15 protein-coding genes are annotated in these 15886 nt (G+C 70.2%); 5 read left to right on the top strand and 10 right to left on the bottom strand.

The features are described from left to right. Window positions 1–175: 175 nt before the first annotated feature. Both HH310_RS21455 and HH310_RS21450 read right to left on the bottom strand, forming a co-directional pair. Window positions 176–856, bottom strand: coding sequence for a hypothetical protein (locus HH310_RS21455; protein ID WP_169177389.1), 681 nt, complete (start codon window positions 854–856; stop codon window positions 176–178). An 81-nt stretch (window positions 857–937) separates the two neighbouring features. Next, the gene (locus tag HH310_RS21450; protein ID WP_169177388.1) at window positions 938–1657 is read right to left on the bottom strand and encodes a hypothetical protein; all 720 of its coding nucleotides are present in this window, start codon (window positions 1655–1657) and stop codon (window positions 938–940) included. A 133-nt stretch (window positions 1658–1790) separates the two neighbouring features. On the opposite strand from HH310_RS21450, the gene HH310_RS21445 reads away from it, so the two are divergent. Then, window positions 1791–2552: a hypothetical protein gene (locus HH310_RS21445; RefSeq protein WP_169177387.1), complete on the top strand. Its 762-nt coding sequence runs from the start codon at window positions 1791–1793 to the stop codon at window positions 2550–2552. Between the two features lie 24 nt (window positions 2553–2576). Here the strand turns inward: HH310_RS21445 and HH310_RS21440 are convergent, their stop codons facing one another. Genes HH310_RS21440 through HH310_RS21430 form a run of 3 tightly spaced genes read right to left on the bottom strand, consistent with a single transcriptional unit; the run spans window position 2577 to window position 6303 of the window. Next, on the bottom strand, window positions 2577–5003 hold the full coding sequence (locus tag HH310_RS21440; RefSeq protein WP_169177386.1) for an FtsX-like permease family protein: 2427 nt from the start codon (window positions 5001–5003) through the stop codon (window positions 2577–2579). Beyond that, window positions 5000–5716, bottom strand: coding sequence for an ABC transporter ATP-binding protein (locus HH310_RS21435; RefSeq protein ID WP_169177385.1), 717 nt, complete (start codon window positions 5714–5716; stop codon window positions 5000–5002). The genes HH310_RS21440 and HH310_RS21435 overlap by 4 nt, the downstream gene beginning before the upstream one ends. Further along, entirely contained in the window at window positions 5713–6303 is a 591-nt protein-coding gene (locus tag HH310_RS21430) for a PadR family transcriptional regulator (protein ID WP_169177384.1), read from the bottom strand. Before HH310_RS21430 ends, HH310_RS21435 begins: the two co-directional genes overlap by 4 nt. 162 nt (window positions 6304–6465) lie before the next feature. Here HH310_RS21430 and HH310_RS21425 point away from each other — a divergent pair, with 162 nt between their 5' ends. From HH310_RS21425 to HH310_RS21410, 4 genes are all read left to right on the top strand, one after another. Next, window positions 6466–7368, top strand: a complete 903-nt coding sequence (locus HH310_RS21425; RefSeq protein ID WP_312034247.1) for a hypothetical protein — start codon at window positions 6466–6468, stop codon at window positions 7366–7368. A gap of 45 nt (window positions 7369–7413) precedes the next feature. Further along, window positions 7414–8346, top strand: coding sequence for an undecaprenyl-diphosphate phosphatase (locus HH310_RS21420; protein ID WP_169177383.1), 933 nt, complete (start codon window positions 7414–7416; stop codon window positions 8344–8346). Window positions 8347–8626: 280 nt separating this feature from the next. Further along, window positions 8627–9421: an alkaline phosphatase family protein gene (locus HH310_RS21415; protein ID WP_169177382.1), complete on the top strand. Its 795-nt coding sequence runs from the start codon at window positions 8627–8629 to the stop codon at window positions 9419–9421. Window positions 9422–9509: 88 nt separating this feature from the next. Continuing rightward, window positions 9510–10880 (top strand): cell wall metabolism sensor histidine kinase WalK, encoded by a 1371-nt coding sequence (locus HH310_RS21410; RefSeq protein ID WP_169177381.1) that lies wholly within the window; start codon window positions 9510–9512, stop codon window positions 10878–10880. On the opposite strand, the gene HH310_RS21405 is transcribed toward HH310_RS21410, so the two are convergent. The 5 genes from HH310_RS21405 to HH310_RS21385 form a co-directional block, all read right to left on the bottom strand. Beyond that, a complete protein-coding gene (locus HH310_RS21405; RefSeq protein WP_169177380.1) occupies window positions 10853–11530 on the bottom strand; it encodes a response regulator transcription factor in 678 nt (225 codons plus the stop codon). The genes HH310_RS21410 and HH310_RS21405 overlap by 28 nt on opposite strands. An 11-nt stretch (window positions 11531–11541) precedes the next feature. Further along, window positions 11542–12456, bottom strand: a complete 915-nt coding sequence (locus HH310_RS21400; protein ID WP_169177379.1) for a decaprenyl-phosphate phosphoribosyltransferase — start codon at window positions 12454–12456, stop codon at window positions 11542–11544. A 9-nt stretch (window positions 12457–12465) separates the two neighbouring features. Next, window positions 12466–13602, bottom strand: a complete 1137-nt coding sequence (locus HH310_RS21395; RefSeq protein ID WP_169177378.1) for a hypothetical protein — start codon at window positions 13600–13602, stop codon at window positions 12466–12468. A gap of 78 nt (window positions 13603–13680) precedes the next feature. Beyond that, window positions 13681–14502 carry an SDR family NAD(P)-dependent oxidoreductase gene (locus tag HH310_RS21390; protein WP_169177377.1) on the bottom strand — a complete coding sequence of 274 codons (822 nt, stop codon included), beginning with the start codon at window positions 14500–14502 and terminating at the stop codon, window positions 13681–13683. Then, a complete protein-coding gene (locus HH310_RS21385) occupies window positions 14495–15883 on the bottom strand; it encodes an FAD-binding protein (RefSeq protein WP_169177376.1) in 1389 nt (462 codons plus the stop codon). Before HH310_RS21385 ends, HH310_RS21390 begins: the two co-directional genes overlap by 8 nt. Window positions 15884–15886: the final 3 nt, after the last annotated feature.

The following is a 15886-nucleotide window of genomic DNA, read 5'->3' as shown; positions in this document are numbered from 1 at the left end:
ATTCTCACGTTGTGGACCGGCCGCCACCATGTGGTCCTTAATCCCGCACAACGGACGCAGATCCCACATGCTGGCGTAGCAAGACTCAACACAACCGGATGGCATAGCAGCAAATCGACCGGCGCCGAGACCTCTGACGCGAAAGGTCGCTAGTCAAGCAGACCCCGCGATCGCCCTATGCCTTCTTTTCGATCTCGGCGCGCAGCTTGGGGAACTCGGCCGCGACGGCGGTCGCGGACTTGGCGAGGAAGACGACCAGGCCGAGGCTGCCCTCGTCCGCCCAGACGCAGACCGCGGCCTTCTGACCGGCGACGACGGTGTTGGCGCACGTGGCGTTGCCGCCCAGCGAACCCGTCGAGGGGTTGACGACCCCGACGGTGTCCATTCCGAAGATCGTCAGCGTGATCTGGACCTCCTGAAAGGGCAGAGCGTCGGGCCCCGCGGAGGCCGCCATCAAGACCTGGTTCTTCGTGCCGGGCTTGCCGTAGACGGCACTGACGGAACTGGTGTCGGTCGGCCCGGAGATCCGCCCTTTGAGCATGTCAGCGGTCGCCTGGAGGCCGCGCTCCTGCACCTTCACCCGGCCGCCCAGCGTCGTGGGCGCGACGATCTTCACGGTGGGGGCGGGCGCCGGGGCAGCCGGTTCGGCGGGGACCGGTGTGGGCGCCGGCGAAGGCGGGGCACCGGCCGCGCTGACCTTGTCATCCTGGCTCGGCCTTACGAGGAAGGCGGCCGCGCTGCCACCACCCGCGCAAAGCACCAGCAACACCACGACCACAGTGAGCACGATCGGAAACGTCCGGTCCTTCACCCCGGCCGGCAGTCCGGGATATGGCGGCTTCGGGAGTTGCGACATCAAGGCTCCATCGATCGGTTGCCGGCAGAGCTTATCCAGGACGCGCTTACCGCCAACGGAAGCCGGCCCAGTCCGGCCTGGTCAGGTGTGATCCAGGACGGTCTTCATGTCGACCGTGGTTTGGGGGGCGGGGTCCACAATGGGATCGGACGGGGTTCCGTAGGCGGTGAAGTCGGCCACCGTGCCCAGGCCGAAGTCCCAGCGGACGGGGTAGGGCTCGCCGTTGGTCGCCACCGAGATCTTGGTTCGGGCGTTCTCGGTGGTGGAGGGGTCGAGCACCGTGATGGTGGGCACGCCGCCGATGTCCTTGGCGTCGCCCAGGGCCATCTGCCTCGGCACCGCGCTGTTCAGGAAGGTCCGATCGGCGAACAGGAACGCGCCGTCCAGACCCGCGGTCTTGAGCAGCGGGTCGCCCCGCTCCACCTTGATCCATCGGGCGCCGGCGAAGGTGGCGTACGCGTGGGCCTGCTCGGGTTTCTCGAGTTCGATGGCCCAGAACGTCTCGTCGGGGCGGATGTAGAAGTTCGTCCCGGCCTTGAGGATCTCGGTCGTCCCGCCGTCGCGGGTGAGGCTCCCGTGGAGGTCCGCTCCCACCACGTCGAGCTTGATCGACAGCGGGTTGCTCGCCTCGCCGCCGTGGACCTCCACGCGGTAGGACGGGGCTGACTTGAAGGCCGCGAGCGACCTCTCCACCACGGTCGGCGCCGGCAGATCCGTGAGGCCCTTCCCGGCCGGCGCGGCCGCGTCGTGCGCGCATCCGGCCAGCAGCAGCATCGCCGTCGCGGCGACGGCCGCCCTCATGGACATTCTCATGCAGTTCCCCCCGTACGGTTCGGCCTCGCCAAGCAGCCGCCACAGTAGCGGGCGGCCCGCGCCGAGAGCGTCGGCGTTCGCGGATCGCTAAGGTGGTGGGGCACCAAACGGGGAGAAATAAGTGAAAAGACGCCTTGTGCTTGCCTCTGCCGTCCTTGTGGCGCTCGGGGGCTGCACCTCATCGCCCAGCGCTGCGGGATCGTTCGACACGAAGACGCCGGCTTCTGCCAAGCCGTCGCCGTCCGGGCCCGATGCCCAACAAGAACTGATCGCCGCGCTCAAGAAGACGCACGCCAACTCCTACAAATTCTCGCTCAAAGCCGACCTGCCCGACAAAGCCAAGGTCCAGGCCAGCGGCGCGTTCGATCCCCGGCAGAAACGGTTCAGCCTCACCGAGAAGGAGTCCGGCAACGGCGGGCTCGGAAACGGGCAGAGCATCGTCGTCGGGACCGACTATTTCAACCGGCAGAAAACCAGTGAGCAATGGGTTCACCTGGACCTGAAACGGGTCAAGCCGAGCAGCTCGTTCGCCGACGTCAACACCAAGGACCCCAACGGACTGGGCAAGTTCATCACGACGGTCCACTCGGTGCAGCCGGACGGGCAACACAAGTATCGCGGCACCTTCGACCCGGCGCCCACCGGTGACGGCGAGCCGTTCGCTCCGATCGGCGCACCCAGCGTCATAGCGTTCAGCGTCGGGACCGAAAGCATCTTCACCGCCACGACCAACGACGGCGGATGGGTCACCTCGATCTCGCTGGAGATGTACGACGAGAAGACCAAGCTCGTCATGACGACCACACTGAGCAACCACGGCAAATCCACCGGGGTCGCCAAGCCGTCAAGCTACGACGAGGCCGACGACTTCTACTACAAGTAATGTGCTCGGGCGGCGTGGGCTGGTTCATTCGAGGGGAGACCGGGCAACACCTGTCGGTTCGCGGCCGGCCAGCAGCCAGGCCGCAGCCGCCGCGACCAGGGGCAACCCGATGATCAGGCCGCTCAGGTGTTCGACCGGCACCCTAGCCAGGGAGTGCAGGTCCTGGTGATACCAGGCGATCAGCGCCGCGTACGCCCCGGCGGTGCCGAGCACGGCACCGAGCAGCGCGAGCGCCAGGGTGGTCGCGGCGGTGAGCCGCCGCCGGGTACCGCGGGCAGCCCCGTTCGCGGCCAAGGTGCGCAGGTCGCGTCCGGCCTCGGCACGAATCAACCCGACCGTCACCGCCAGCACGCCGAGCGCCACCGCCGCGCCGATCGCCGCGGCGCCGGTGCGCAGCCGGGACAGGTCGGCGGCCAGCGGCCGGGTTTCGACGGCCAGGTCGAGACCGGACGCACGCGCCGCCTGCTGCGCCTTGTCCACCTGCGCCGGAGTGAGCGGCTTCGTCGTGGCGATCAGCCAGCCGACCGGGGCGGGTGTCAAGCCGAGCGCGCGCATCCCGTGCTCGGTGAGCAGCGTGGTGGGCTCGGACGTGTTCGCCGGCAACTGGCCGATGTGCTGGGTTCGGGGCTGCCAGGACTCGCCCTGCCGGTCGGCGCCGATCAGCCGGTATCGGGAAAGGTCGGTGTGCGAGGTGAGCACGTCGGCCGCCGGATCGATCGAGCCGGCCGTGATGCCGTAGCGGCCGAGGATGTCGGGGGTGGCGAGCAGCAGTGGGATCATCTCGTCGCCGTGATACTCGGTGCTGCCGCCCGAGCGGTGCGGAATGGCGAAAGCGACCACCGGTTTACCGCTGAGACCGCTGTCGTTGAGGGATTCCAGTCGCGCGCCGGGGCTGATGCCGGCGATCAGCGGCAGCGGTGTTCCACCGTGGATGGTGCCGGCGATCGCGGACACCGCGGACCGTGCCTGGGCCAGTTGGCTGGCGTCGAGCTGCGGCACCGGCCCCTCGATCCGGGAAGGTGCGACCCAGACGATCAGCTCGTCGTCCGGCAGGTTGCCGCCGGAGGGCGCCGCGGCCTGAGCAGCGCCGGCGCCGACGATGATGGCGGCGGCGATGCCGGTGGCCATGCTGATCGCCGCGAGCGCGGCCCCTGACCGGGCACGGTAGCGTCCCAGGTCACGCAACGCGATGCGGGCCGCGACCGGAAACGCCCGGGCGACCGTGGCGAGGACCGCCACCAGCAGCGGCGCGAGCAGCAGCATCCCGGCCGCGGTGCCGGCGACCCCGCCCACCACCAGCGCCGGCCGCTCCGGGTTGGACTGCGCCAGCAGAATCAGACCGGCGGCGAGCAGCAGAGCACCGAGCACGGCGAACCGGTGCACCGGCCGGGGCTGCGGCGGCCGGGCGGACAGGGCGGCCACCACCGGGACCCGGGCGGCGGCGCGGGCCGGCCACCATGCGGCGACCACCGCGGCGACGACAGCCAAGGCGGCCGCGAGCAGGATTTGCAGCCAGGGCAGGTCGAACCGGTTGATGCGGTGCTGCACGACCGTCTCGAGGCGCGGGGTGAGCAGGAGCCAGGCGGCCAGCCCGGTGATCCCGCCCACGATCGCGGCGACCGTGCCGACGACGGCGCCGTTGGCGAGCATGACCAGGCGCAGGTGACGGTGGCGGGCGCCGATCGCGGCAAGCATGCCGAGCGCGCGCAGCCGCCGCTGGGCGAGGACGGCGAACCCAGCCGCGGCGAGCAGGCCCACGAACAGCAGCCCGATCGTGGCCAGGATCAGCACGATGAAGGCCGGGTCGGGACCGGCGTCGCCGCGGAACTGGACCTCGGCGGTGGCGGGTCGCTGCGCGGCCCGGAACTGGGCGGCGGTGGCGCGGACCAGCACGGTGACATGGTCGGGCGAGCCAATTTGTCCGGGCGCGGCCAGGGCGAACGTGTCGAGCAGGTTGTTGGGGTTCTCCACGATGCCGACCACGGACCAGCGACGGCCGCCCTGCTGCCAAGCGTTCCCGACGGCGAGGTGAAACAGGGTGGCGGTGCGGTCGGTGACGGCGATCTCGGCGGAGCCGGCCGGATAACGGCCGGCGGTCAGCCGGAGCATCGGCGCGCCCAACGCGGCGCCGGGTGCCTGGTCGCGAAGGTCGACCGGGTTGGCCGACCCCGGTACGGCGATGTTCTGATGGTTGATGACCTCGGACGCCGGGAACGCCTGCCGGACCGTGGCGACGTCGCCCTGCATGCCAGCCCCGCGCAGGACCATCAGGTAGTCGGCGTCGCCGAACTGTGCCGCACCGGACGGCAGGGCGCTGCCCGCCGCGCCGAGCCCGAAAACCGTGGCGGCGACAGCGACCGCGAGCAGCGCCAGCACCAAAGCCTGACGGCGCCATTCGCGGCGGAACAGCCGCCACGCCCAGCGCAGCACGGCGATCCGTGCCGGCATCATCGGTCGGCCTCCAGCAACGACTCCGGCCCGGGCGGCGGCATCGTGCGGTCGATGACGCGGCCGTCGCGCAGGAACACCACCCGGTCGGCCCAGGAGGCCAGTTGCGCATCGTGGGTGACCACCACGGCGGCCACGCCTCGCTTGCACGCGGCGAGAATGAGACGCATGACCGCCTCGCCGGTGGCCGAGTCGAGGGCGCCGGTGGGCTCGTCCGCGAGCAGCAGCCGGCGCTCACCGACCACGGCCCGGGCGATCGCGACCCGCTGACGTTCGCCGCCGGACAACTGGTCGGGAAAGTGCCCGGCCCGGTCGGCCAGACCGAGCAGGTCGAGGGCTTCGAGCCCGTGCTGCCGGGCCACCCGGGCGCGGACGCCGTCCAGCTCCAGCGGCAGCGACACGTTCTCCGCGGCGGTGAGACCGGGCAGCAGATTGAAGTCCTGAAAGACGTATCCGATGCTGCGACGGCGCAGCCGGGCCAGATCGTCGCGACTCATCCCACTCAGACTCACGTCGTCGATGAGCACCTCCCCGGAGGTGGGCGACTCCAGGCTGCCCGCGATGGTGAGCAGGGTGCTTTTGCCGGAGCCGCTCGGCCCCATCACCGCGACCATCGTGCCCGCCTCGACGGACAGGTCGACGCCGGCGAGCGCGATCACCTTCCCCATTCCTTGCCCGTACGCCTTGCCGACGTCCCGCATCTCCAGAACGCTCATCGCCGGCCCCCCACTCTCCGTCGCATCTTCGGCAGTGGCCCCGCGGCAGCCGGTGCGGGATCCGGTGGATCGACCGTGGCGCGGCGTATCCGGCCGTCCGCGGTGTCGAGCCAGCGGATCACCGAGTCCAGCCGGAACAGTTCGGCGTCGACCGCCAAGGACAGCCCGAGGTCGGCGCCCGCCTCGTCCTCCTTCAGCCGGGTCCACTGCTGCATCAGCTCCACCAGATAGCGGCGGTGCACCTGAATGACCTCGTGCACGTCCACGTCGGGCAGCCGCACCGCGACCAAGACCTTGATGACCAGCTCGTCGCGCGGTGGCAAGGAAAGATCGGGTGGGGTGCGCAGCCAGCCGCTCAGCTCGAGCGCGCCGCCGTCGGTGATCCGGAACCCCTTCTGCGGACCCGGCTCGGCAGCGTCGTCGGACTCCACGAGGCCGTCGCGTTCGAGCCGCTGCAGTGTCGTGTAGACCTGCCCGACATTCAGCGGCCACACCTCACCGGTCCGCTCGACGAACTCCTCACGCAGCTGAAGCCCATACTTCGGACCCTCCGCCAGCAGGGCGAGCAGCGCGTGCCGGACGCTCACGGCATCAACCCAACACGTATCATGCCCGGGATAATACTGAGTATATAGAGAGATCGCCATCCCCTCCCGTCACCGCTCCGGCCATTTCCGCGTTTGCAGGACAGCTGCCACCTACATTTCGTAGGAGATGACCCGCTATGTCCTGGAAAGGCGCCCACAACCGTGAAACAGCCCGACGTCTTCACCGAACTCGACCTGGCCGGCCGCGGCCGCTACGTGCTGAAGAAGCTGCCCGAGGTCACCCTCGCCTTCTGGATCATGAAGATCGCCGCCACCACGCTCGGCGAGACCGCGGGCGACCTGTTCGCCCAGACCCTGAAGCTCGGCTACTTCCTGACCACCATCGCCCTGCTGGCGGTCTTCGTCGTGACGCTGGTCGTGCAGCTGCGCTCGCGGCACTACAACCCGTTCTTCTACTGGACCGTCATCCTGTCCACCAGCATGGCCGGGACCACCGTCTCCGACTTCATGAACCGCGACACCAGCTACCTCGCCGCCGGCAGCACGTCACTCGGCTGGGGACCCCAAGGGCTCGGCCTCGGCTACCCCACCGGCGCCGCCATCCTCATCTCCCTGCTCATCGCGATCTTCATCGTCTGGAAGACCACCGGCCTGACCTTCGCCATCAACGACATCGACACCTTCCGCGGCGAAGCCCTCTTCTGGAGCGCGATCCTGGTCTCCAACACCCTCGGCACCTCGATGGGCGACTTCCTCTCCGACAGCTCCGGGCTCGGTTACGCCGGCGGCGCCCTGCTCGTCACCGCCCTGCTCGCGCTGTTACTCGCGCTCAAGTACGTGCCCGCCGTACCTAATGTCCTGCTGTTCTGGCTCGCCTTCGTGCTGACCCGCCCGCTCGGCGCCACCGCCGGCGACTTCCTCACCAAACCCACCGCCAAAGGCGGCCTCGACCTCGGCACCCTCGGATCATCACTGGTCCTGCTCACCGTCTTGCTGGGATTGATGGCGTACGCCCGTGCCCAGCAACGCCGCCACGAAAGGCACCCGGTCGGCACCGCCGGGCCCGGACCCCGGGCACACGAGGCCGGCGCCACCCGCGGGTGATCTCTTCAGCGAATCTTCAGGACCGCGTATGGAAGATCCGGCCGCATGACCGTGCCGTCACTGACCTATCCCGAGGCGATCGTCATCGGGCTGCTGCAGGGTGTCACCGAGCTGTTCCCGGTCTCCAGCCTCGGGCACAGCGTGCTGCTGCCCGCGGTGATCGGCGGCCGGTGGGCGCGCGACCTGAGCCTGAGCGCCGACCAGTCCCCGTACCTGGCCTTCGTCGTGGCCGTGCACGTGGCGACGGCCGTGGCGCTGGTGTGGTTCTTCCGCGCCGACTGGGTCCGGATCGTGCGCGGCCTGATCACCTCGATCCGGCAGCGGAAGATCACCGACGCCGACCAGCGGCTGGCGTGGCTGCTGGTCATTGCGACGATACCGGTCGGGCTCGCCGGTCTTGCGCTCGAACACGTCGTGCGGACCGCGTTCGGCAAACCCTTGCCGGCCGCGCTGTTCCTGATCTGCAACGGCATCCTGCTCGCCACTGTAGAACGGCTACGCAGCCGACAGCACGCCATGCCCGTGCCGATCGGCGCAGGCGGCGTCTACACGAGCAGCTCCGCTGCCGACACCGATATCGCATCCGATCGGCGCATCTCGGGACAATCCTGGGGTCAAGCGCTGCTGATCGGGTCCGCGCAGATCCTCGCGCTGCTGCCGGGTATCAGCCGGTCCGGCTCGACCATCGGAGCCGGACTCCTGCGCGGGCTGTCCCACGAGGACGCGGCCCGTTTCGCGTTCCTGCTGGCCACGCCGGTGATCGCGGCCGCCGGCGTGCTGAAACTGCCGGAACTGGCCGGCCCGGAAGGCCACGGCATCCTGGGCCCGGTCCTCGCCGGCAGCCTCGTAGCAGGCATCGCGGCGTACGTCTCCCTGCGGTATCTCACTCGCTACTTCGAGACTCGGACGCTGAACCCGTTCGCGATCTACTGCATCGTCGCCGGCCTCGCCGCCGCCGTCTGGAGCATCGCCTCATGAAGCGTTTCTGCTGCTCGACCTCATCGGCTTGGCCCATGGCCGCTTTCATCGCTTTCTCAGCCTTCGGTCATTAACGTCTAACGTCATGACCTTCCATCGATGGCAGTACCGCGGACGAGGTCGCACGGCACCCCTACTTGTGGCCGTCACCGCAATGATCACGGCGTGCGGGCAAGGCAGCCCGGCTCCTCCGCCGTCTGCCGCGCCTCCGCCGTCGGCCACCAGTCCCTCGCCGTCGGACGATACGTCCCGGCAATCTGCCGGCCCAGGCCGCAAGGTCATGATCATCGCGGAGGAGAACCACGGTTATTCCGAGATCATCGGCAGCCCGTCCGCGCCGTATCTCAACGAGCTCGCCACCGGCTACGGCACCGCGACCGCCTACGACGCCGGCTACCCGGCGGACTGCCCGTCGCTGGGCGCGTACATCCTGATGACCAGCGGCACCACCGCCGGAATCTGCGACGACGACGACCCGGAAGCCCACCCGCTTCGCGGCGACAACATCTTCCGCCAAGTCGCCGCGTCCGGCGGGCAGTGGCGCAATTACGCCGACGCCGCGCCGGGCAACTGCAGACTGACCGACGACGGCCGCTATCTCGTACGCCACGTCCCCGCCACCTACTACACCGGCGAACGTGACGACTGCCGCCGCTGGGCCATTCCGCTCGGCAGCACCACCGCCGGCGCCCTGCACGATGATGTCGCCGCCGGCCGGCTCCCCGCCTATTCCTTTGTCAGCCCCGACGCCTGCAACGACATGCACGGCGACGACGGCTGTCCCGACGACCAGGTCGCGACCGGCGACCAGTGGCTGCGATCCTGGCTGCCACAGATCATGGCCGGCCCCGACTACCGCGCCGGCCGGCTCACCGTGATCATCACCTGGGACGAGGGCACCGGCACGAGCAACCACATCCCGACCCTGGTCGTCGCGCCCACCGTCCGGGACGTAACGACCTCGAAGCCGCTGACACACTGCTCACTCTTGCGGTTCACTGAAGAACAACTACGGCTGCCGTTGCTCGGCTGCGCCGCCCGAGCACCGTCGCTAGGGCCGCCATTCGGGCTATGAGGACCAGCTGCGACCCGTACGCCCCGACGTCGTTCCCCGAACCGAGATTCAGCGTCGATTCAGCTGCGCCGGTCTAGCGTCCAGCGGCATGTCGAAGATTGCCCGGCTTGATGGCGTACGGCTTCGCTCGGCTCTTGCCGCCGCCGGCGTTGTCGGCGTGGCTGCCGCCGTAGCCGCGGTGGTCTTCGTCGCGTTGGTGCGCGGCACCCTGACGGGCAACGTCGACAGCACCGCGGAGCAGCGCGCCGACGAGGTCACCGTGGCACTGCGAACCGACGACGACCTTGAAGAAGCGCTGCGCCCCGGCATCCGAGGCGCGGTCCAAGTGCTGAGCACCGGCGGCGACATCGTCGCGTCCTCGCCGGCCGGCCCGAACCAGCCTGTTCTCACCGCGCTACGCCCTGCCCCGGGCGAGCAATCCTGGCAGGATCAGCTGATACCCGTTGTCGGGGAGGGCCGATTTCGTGTCCTCGCACGTGGGGTGGATACCCCGGACGGGCCTCGGATCGTTGTCGTCGCCCAATCTCTGCAACCGGTGGCCGAAGCCGCGGAGGCGGTCACCCGCACGCTTGCCTGGGGGATGCCGGGACTCGCGCTGGTGGTGGGCGTGGCCGTCTTCGTGTTCGTGGGCCGCTCGTTGCGGCCGGTCGAACAAATCCGGCGGCGGGTGGCAACGATCAGCGGGCAACGGTTGCACGCGCGGGTACCGGTTCCCGCGACCCACGACGAAATCTCCGCGTTGGCCGCGACGATGAACGCGATGCTTGATCGGCTCGAGGAGTCCGCGGCCGCGCAACGCCGGTTCATCGCCGACGCGAGCCACGAGCTGCGCAGCCCGCTTTCCACCGTACGGGTCGGGCTGGATCACCTGATCAGGTCGGGCTCGCCAGGCGGTGAGGTTCGGCTGCGGCGGCTGCAAGCCGAGGTGAGCCGCCTCGGCGATCTCGTCGCCGACTTGCTGCTGCTGGCCCGCATCGACGAGAACGACCCGGTGGTCCGCCGCGCCGGAGTCGACCTCGACGACCTCGCCTACGCCGAACGGGACCGGCTGCGAGCCGTGCACCCCGGCCTGCGGATCGAGATGCGGGTCAGCCCGGTGCAGGTGACCGGCGACGCCGCCCGGCTGGAACGAGCACTGCGAAACCTGGGCGACAACGCCGCCCGCCACGCCCGCACCACGGTCACGCTTTCCACGTGGGCCGATGACGATGGTGCGCATGTGGTGGTCGGGAACGACGGGCCGGGGATCGCGGCGGCGGACCGCGAGCGCGTGTTCGAGCGTTTCGTGCGGCTCGACGACAGCCGTGCCCGCGCCGACGGCGGTGCCGGGCTTGGTCTGCCGATCACCCGGGAGATCGTCGCCGGCCACGGCGGTCAGATCGTCATCGACGGCGACGCCGCGTTCCACATCCGGCTTCCGTTGCCGGCTGGTCAGCCGTCCTCGGCGGTGAGCCGGTAGCCGGCGCCGCGGATCGTCTGGATGAGGCTGGGCTCGGACAGCTTGTCGATCTTCTTGCGCAGGTAGCTGACGTAGACCTCGACGATGTTCGGGTCACCGTCGAAGTTCATGTCCCACACGTTCTCGACGATGTCGTGCTTGGACACCACGTCGCCGCGGCGGCGCATCAGGAATTCCAGCAGCGCGAACTCGCGGGAGGTCAGCGGCACCTCGACGCCGGCCCGGGTGACCCGCCGCCGCGCCGGATCGACCGCGAGGTCACCGGACGTGAGCACGGCCGGGCGTTGCGGGGCGCCGCGGCGGACCACCGCGCGCAGCCGGGCGGCCAGCACCACGTACGAGAAAGGTTTGGTCAGGTAGTCGTCCGCGCCCAGGTCCAGCGCGTCGGCCTGGTCGTACTCGCCGTCCTTGGCGGTCAGCATCAGCACCGGCGTCCACACCTGCTGCTCACGTAGACGCCGGCACACCTCGTAGCCGCTGAGCCCGGGCAGCATGATGTCGAGGACGATCACGTCGTAGCGGTACTCCGTGGCCGCCCACAAGGCGTCGGTGCCGGTGTGCGCGAGATCGACCGCGAAACCCTCGTCGGTGAGGGCCTCGCGCAGCGTGTCGGCGAGCGCTTTCTCGTCCTCGACCACCAGGATCCGCATGGTCCCGGCCCCTATCCGAGGTAGAGGGCACCACCGGCGGTGGCGGCCCACACCACGCCCGCGGCGAGCAGGAAACGGTCGGAGGTGAACACGGTCTCCGGTGCCTCGCCGGCGCCTTTGGCCACGAGCAGGCTGTAGCGCATCAACGCGGCCAGGAACGGCACCAGCGATACGGCGAGCAGTGGCAGCGTGGCATCGGCTCCCCGGTACTGCAGCGCCCAGACGGCGTAGGTGAGCACCGTCCCGGTCAGCGTCATCGTCAGAACCTGTTGCAACCATGGCGCGGAGTAGCCGGCCAGCACCCGCCGTCCGGTGTCCGGCACCGCGCGGGACAGCTCACCGGCCCGTTTGGCGATGACCAGATACAGGGAGCCGAACAGGATCAGCAGCAGGAACCAGTTCGACGCGGTGGTGCCGGTCGCCGCGGCCCCACCTACGGCCCGCAGCAGAAAGCCTGCCCCGACGATGAGAACGTCGAGAACCGGCACGTGTTTGAGGCCCGCACTGTATGCGCCGGTCAGCGCGAGGTAGCCGGCCACGCAGGCCACGAATTGCCAGTTCACGGTGCCGGCGAGGAGGAGCGCGGCGGCGGAACTGCCGTAGCCCGCCCAGCGGGCCGCCGATCGGCTGATAAGACCGGCGGCCACCGGTCGCCGGGATTTGACGGGGTGCGTCCGGTCGATGTCGGCATCGGCGGCGTCGTTGACAAAGTAGGTGCCGGCCGCCGCCAACGTGAAGATCAGAAACGCGAGCAGGCTGCCGCGCAGAGCCGCGGCGGTGAACAGGACGCCGGTCGAGGCAGGTGCGGCGAACACCAGCACGTTTTTGATCCACTGCCGGGGCCGGGCGGTTTGCAGAATCGCCAGCACGGTGGCACGCGCCGGCAGGGGCAGCGGACGCAGGCCCGGAAGGGTGGGTGCGGACACGGTGTGCTCCTAACCGGCGTCGCGGGCGCTGAGGTAGACGAAGTCGCGCTGGTCGGGGACCAGGTAGCGGTGCGCGGAGCGGGGCATCGCCGGCAGCAGCTTGGTCGGCGCCGGTGCACCGGCTGTGTCGGGCCGCCAGGAGGCGAACGAGGCCATGCCGCTGTGGATGTCGAGCTGCATGCCCCGCCGGACTCCGGCGTCGGCCATCGCGGTCGCGAGCATGGCCAGGTTCATGTGGTCGCCTGCGACATAGATGAGGTTGCCGTGCACGTCGACGCCGAGCCCGGAGCGCCACGTGTACTGCAGCTGGTTGTGCGCACTTCCCCACCGGCCCGACGGGTTGGTGGCCAGCCCGGCGACCGGCCGGCCGGATTCGACGATCATGTCGAGGCTCTGCCGGACCGCCACCACGTTGCCGTTCATCCGGACATCGCTGCCCCACGCGCCTACCGTGATGCCGCCCCGCCGGTCGATCACCATGGATGCCTGCCCGTCGACCAGCGGTCGTGCGGTTCGTCCGTTCAGGTAGAAGCCGCCGCGGATGTCCTGCAGCTTGAACCCGGAGTTGAACGTCGCGACCAGATCAGGCACGTCCGTGGCCGCCACGGAGGCGTTGCCGGGCCAACCGGATCCGCCCGGCTGGGCGGTGCCGGCGACCAGGTGCGCGACACTGCCGCCGGCCCGCATCCAGGCCACCCCGGCGACCACGCTCAGGTGTGCGGCATCCGGGCGCAGATAGCTGGTGTAGATCAGTGGCCGGCCGCTGCTGTCGGTGCGTCCGGGATCCCAGACTGCCTCGCCGGGCAACGTGGCCACACCGGCAAGGGTGGGCAGCGCGGGCGGCGCCGCGGCGACAGCCGTCGCCGTCTCCGGGCCGGTTTTGGGCAAGATGGCCGGGTCGGGCGGTCCTGCGGGCGGCTGATGGCGGGTGTAATACCAGTTCTCGATGGCGTTGATGAGACCGTTGCCGTGATGGCCGCGGACCCAGTCCACGGTGCGCTGCCCGACGGGGGCGCTGCCGGGGGCGGTCAGGGCCCGGGCGTACGAGATGGTCGGCCCGATCACTAGTGCCGCCACCACGAGAAGGCTGATGAGGGCGATCCGCCGGCGCCGTGCCGGCGTTCGGCTGCCGGAGTAGACGGCCATCAGTCACTCCCGCGCAGCATGCCGTGCTCGGGTGGCAGCACGATCGGCTGCATGATGACGGTCAGGGGTGCTTGCATGTCAACGGTTCCTCGGCTCGGTGATCGTTTCCGCCGAGGGTGCGCCGCCGCGCCTTGGAGCAGCCTTAAGCTCGGTGACCCGGTTGAAGATTGTGGCCGGCAGCAGCCGCAGCCCGGCCACGACCGGGCGAAGCATCGCCGGGGCGTAGGTGACCGCGGATCCGCGGCGCAACGCCCGGGCCACGGTGGCGGCCACCGCTTGCACAGTGGTGGTGAACGGCGGCTCGGCAAGCCCGGCGGTCATCCGGGTCCGGACGTGGCCGGGCCGTACGACGAGCACCCGGGCGCCGCTGCCGCGCAGTGACACCCCGATGTGGCGGGCGTAGGCGTCCAGCGCGGACTTCGCTACGCCGTAGGTGAGCAGCCGGGGCCGGGCGCGGACGGCCGACACCGAGGAGAAGACGACCAAGGTGCCGTGTCCTTGCCGTCGCAGCCGCTGCGCGGTGGCGTGCACGGCCAGCATCGGGCCGAGCATGTTGGTCTGCAGCGCATGTTCGGCAGCGGTGCTGTCGGCGCCGATGGACGGCTCGCCGGTCAGAGCGCCGACGCACAAGACGACGACGTCGAGGTCTCCGGCCTGTGCCGCGGCGGCCGTAAGCACGTCAACGGTGGCGGCCGCGGTGCCGGTCGCCTCATAGGCCACGGTTTCGACGTGCCGGCCGGGCCGGAGCCGGGCCGCGGCTGTGTCGAGCATGGCCGGGTCCCGGCCGGCGAGGATGATCGTGCCACCGGCCGGGACCAGCGCGTCGGCCACGGCGGCGCCGATCTCGGAAGTTCCGCCCAGCACCAGCACGGTTTGCGCGCGCCCCAGCCCGTCACGCATGACCGGTCTCCGCGTCTTCGCTCAGGTGCAGGCGCCGGTTGAGGTCGGAGGTCATGACACCTTTGGGGTCCAACGCGGCGCGTTCAGCTCGCCACCGCGGCAGTTGCGGATACATCGCCGAGACCAGATCGGGCCGCAGCCTGCTGTCCTTGACCAGGTAGACCCGGCCGCCCGCGGCGGCGACCCGTTCGTCGAGGGCGTCCAGGACCCGGGCAAGCCGTGGGCGGGCGGGAAAGTCGAGTGCCAGGCTCCAGCCGGGCAGGGGGAACGACAGCGGCGCCTCACCGGCGGCGCCGAAGACCTTGAGGGCGGCCAAGGTGGCCGAGAACCCGGACTTTCGGGTGTGGATGAGGGCGGCCCGCAGCACGTCCTCGGCGCCGAACGGGACGACGAATTGGTACTGCACGAGCCCGAGACGGCCGTGCAGGCCGGGCCAGCCGGGCAGAGTGTCCATCGGATACAACACCTCGGGCAGCGGCAGGATCCGGTGTGGGCGTACCCGCGCGGTGGCAAGGCGCAGCCGGTTGGCTACCGCGGTGATCCCGACCGTGCCGATGCCGGCGCCGGGCAGCATCGGCACGGAAACCCGGGGAGCCGGGAGACGGCCACCATCGTGCGGCGGTGTCCGGCGAGGCATCAGTGGTCCGGCGTGGCTGATGACGCCCGCGCCGATGTGCGCCCCGGTCCGGACCGCGTCGATCCACCCCACCGCGTAGGCGCTCGCCTGCGACGCGTCCGTCAGCCCGGTCAGCATCGCGTCCAGGTCGGTGGCGATGGTGTCGGTGCAGCGGAACAGCCAGGAGTCGAGCGGGACCAGTTCGAGCCGGGCCTGGCGGATCACGCCGGTGAGCCCGAGCCCGCCGACGGTCGCCCAGAACGCGCCGGGGTTCACCGTCGGGCTCATCAACACTTCGCCGTGCCCGGGTGTCAGCACCGTCATCTCGCGGACGTGCGCGCCGAACGTGCCAGTGTGCACATGGTTCTTGCCGTGCACGTCGGCGGCGATCGCCCCGCCGACGGTCACCCCGCTGGCGCCCGGCACGACCGGCAGCGTCCACCGCAGCGGAGCCAACGCACGAATCAGCGCGCCGAGTGTCATCCCGGCGTCGGCCACGACGGTAGCGTCCGCGACGACAAGACGCGTCAGATCGTCGCCGCCGGTGGTCAGCGCCACGGTCCCACCGGCGTTCTGAGCCGCATCACCGTAGGAACAGCCACCGCCGCGGGCGATCAACCCCCGCGGACCCGCCTCCGCCAGTCGTTCCTGCCATTGGGCGCTGCCGGTGGGACGCGCCACCAGGGCGTGGCTGCCGGTCGCGTGTCCCCAGCCCCGAATCAGCCGGGCCGGTTCGGAGCCGGACTGCGTCGCGTGTGTGAGCATCGC

It is taken from the genome of Actinoplanes sp. TBRC 11911 (assembly GCF_012933445.1).
GTDB lineage: Bacteria > Actinomycetota > Actinomycetes > Mycobacteriales > Micromonosporaceae > Actinoplanes.
The sequence above is the reverse complement of the archived record's forward strand: the minus strand, read 5'-3'. Positions and strand labels throughout refer to the sequence as shown.

Coding starts and splice junctions, on each gene's coding strand:
- HH310_RS21455 (WP_169177389.1), bottom strand. CDS start 856: ATGTCGCAACTCCCGAAGCCGCCATATCCCGGACTGCCGGCCGGGGTG.
- HH310_RS21450 (WP_169177388.1), bottom strand. CDS start 1,657: ATGAGGGCGGCCGTCGCCGCGACGGCGATGCTGCTGCTGGCCGGATGC.
- HH310_RS21440 (WP_169177386.1), bottom strand. CDS start 5,003: ATGATGCCGGCACGGATCGCCGTGCTGCGCTGGGCGTGGCGGCTGTTC.
- HH310_RS21435 (WP_169177385.1), bottom strand. CDS start 5,716: ATGAGCGTTCTGGAGATGCGGGACGTCGGCAAGGCGTACGGGCAAGGA.
- HH310_RS21420 (WP_169177383.1), top strand. CDS start 7,414: ATGACCGTGCCGTCACTGACCTATCCCGAGGCGATCGTCATCGGGCTG.
- HH310_RS21415 (WP_169177382.1), top strand. CDS start 8,627: ATGATCATCGCGGAGGAGAACCACGGTTATTCCGAGATCATCGGCAGC.
- HH310_RS21410 (WP_169177381.1), top strand. CDS start 9,510: ATGTCGAAGATTGCCCGGCTTGATGGCGTACGGCTTCGCTCGGCTCTT.
- HH310_RS21405 (WP_169177380.1), bottom strand. CDS start 11,530: ATGCGGATCCTGGTGGTCGAGGACGAGAAAGCGCTCGCCGACACGCTG.
- HH310_RS21395 (WP_169177378.1), bottom strand. CDS start 13,602: ATGGCCGTCTACTCCGGCAGCCGAACGCCGGCACGGCGCCGGCGGATC.
- HH310_RS21390 (WP_169177377.1), bottom strand. CDS start 14,502: ATGCGTGACGGGCTGGGGCGCGCGCAAACCGTGCTGGTGCTGGGCGGA.
- HH310_RS21385 (WP_169177376.1), bottom strand. CDS start 15,883: ATGCTCACACACGCGACGCAGTCCGGCTCCGAACCGGCCCGGCTGATT.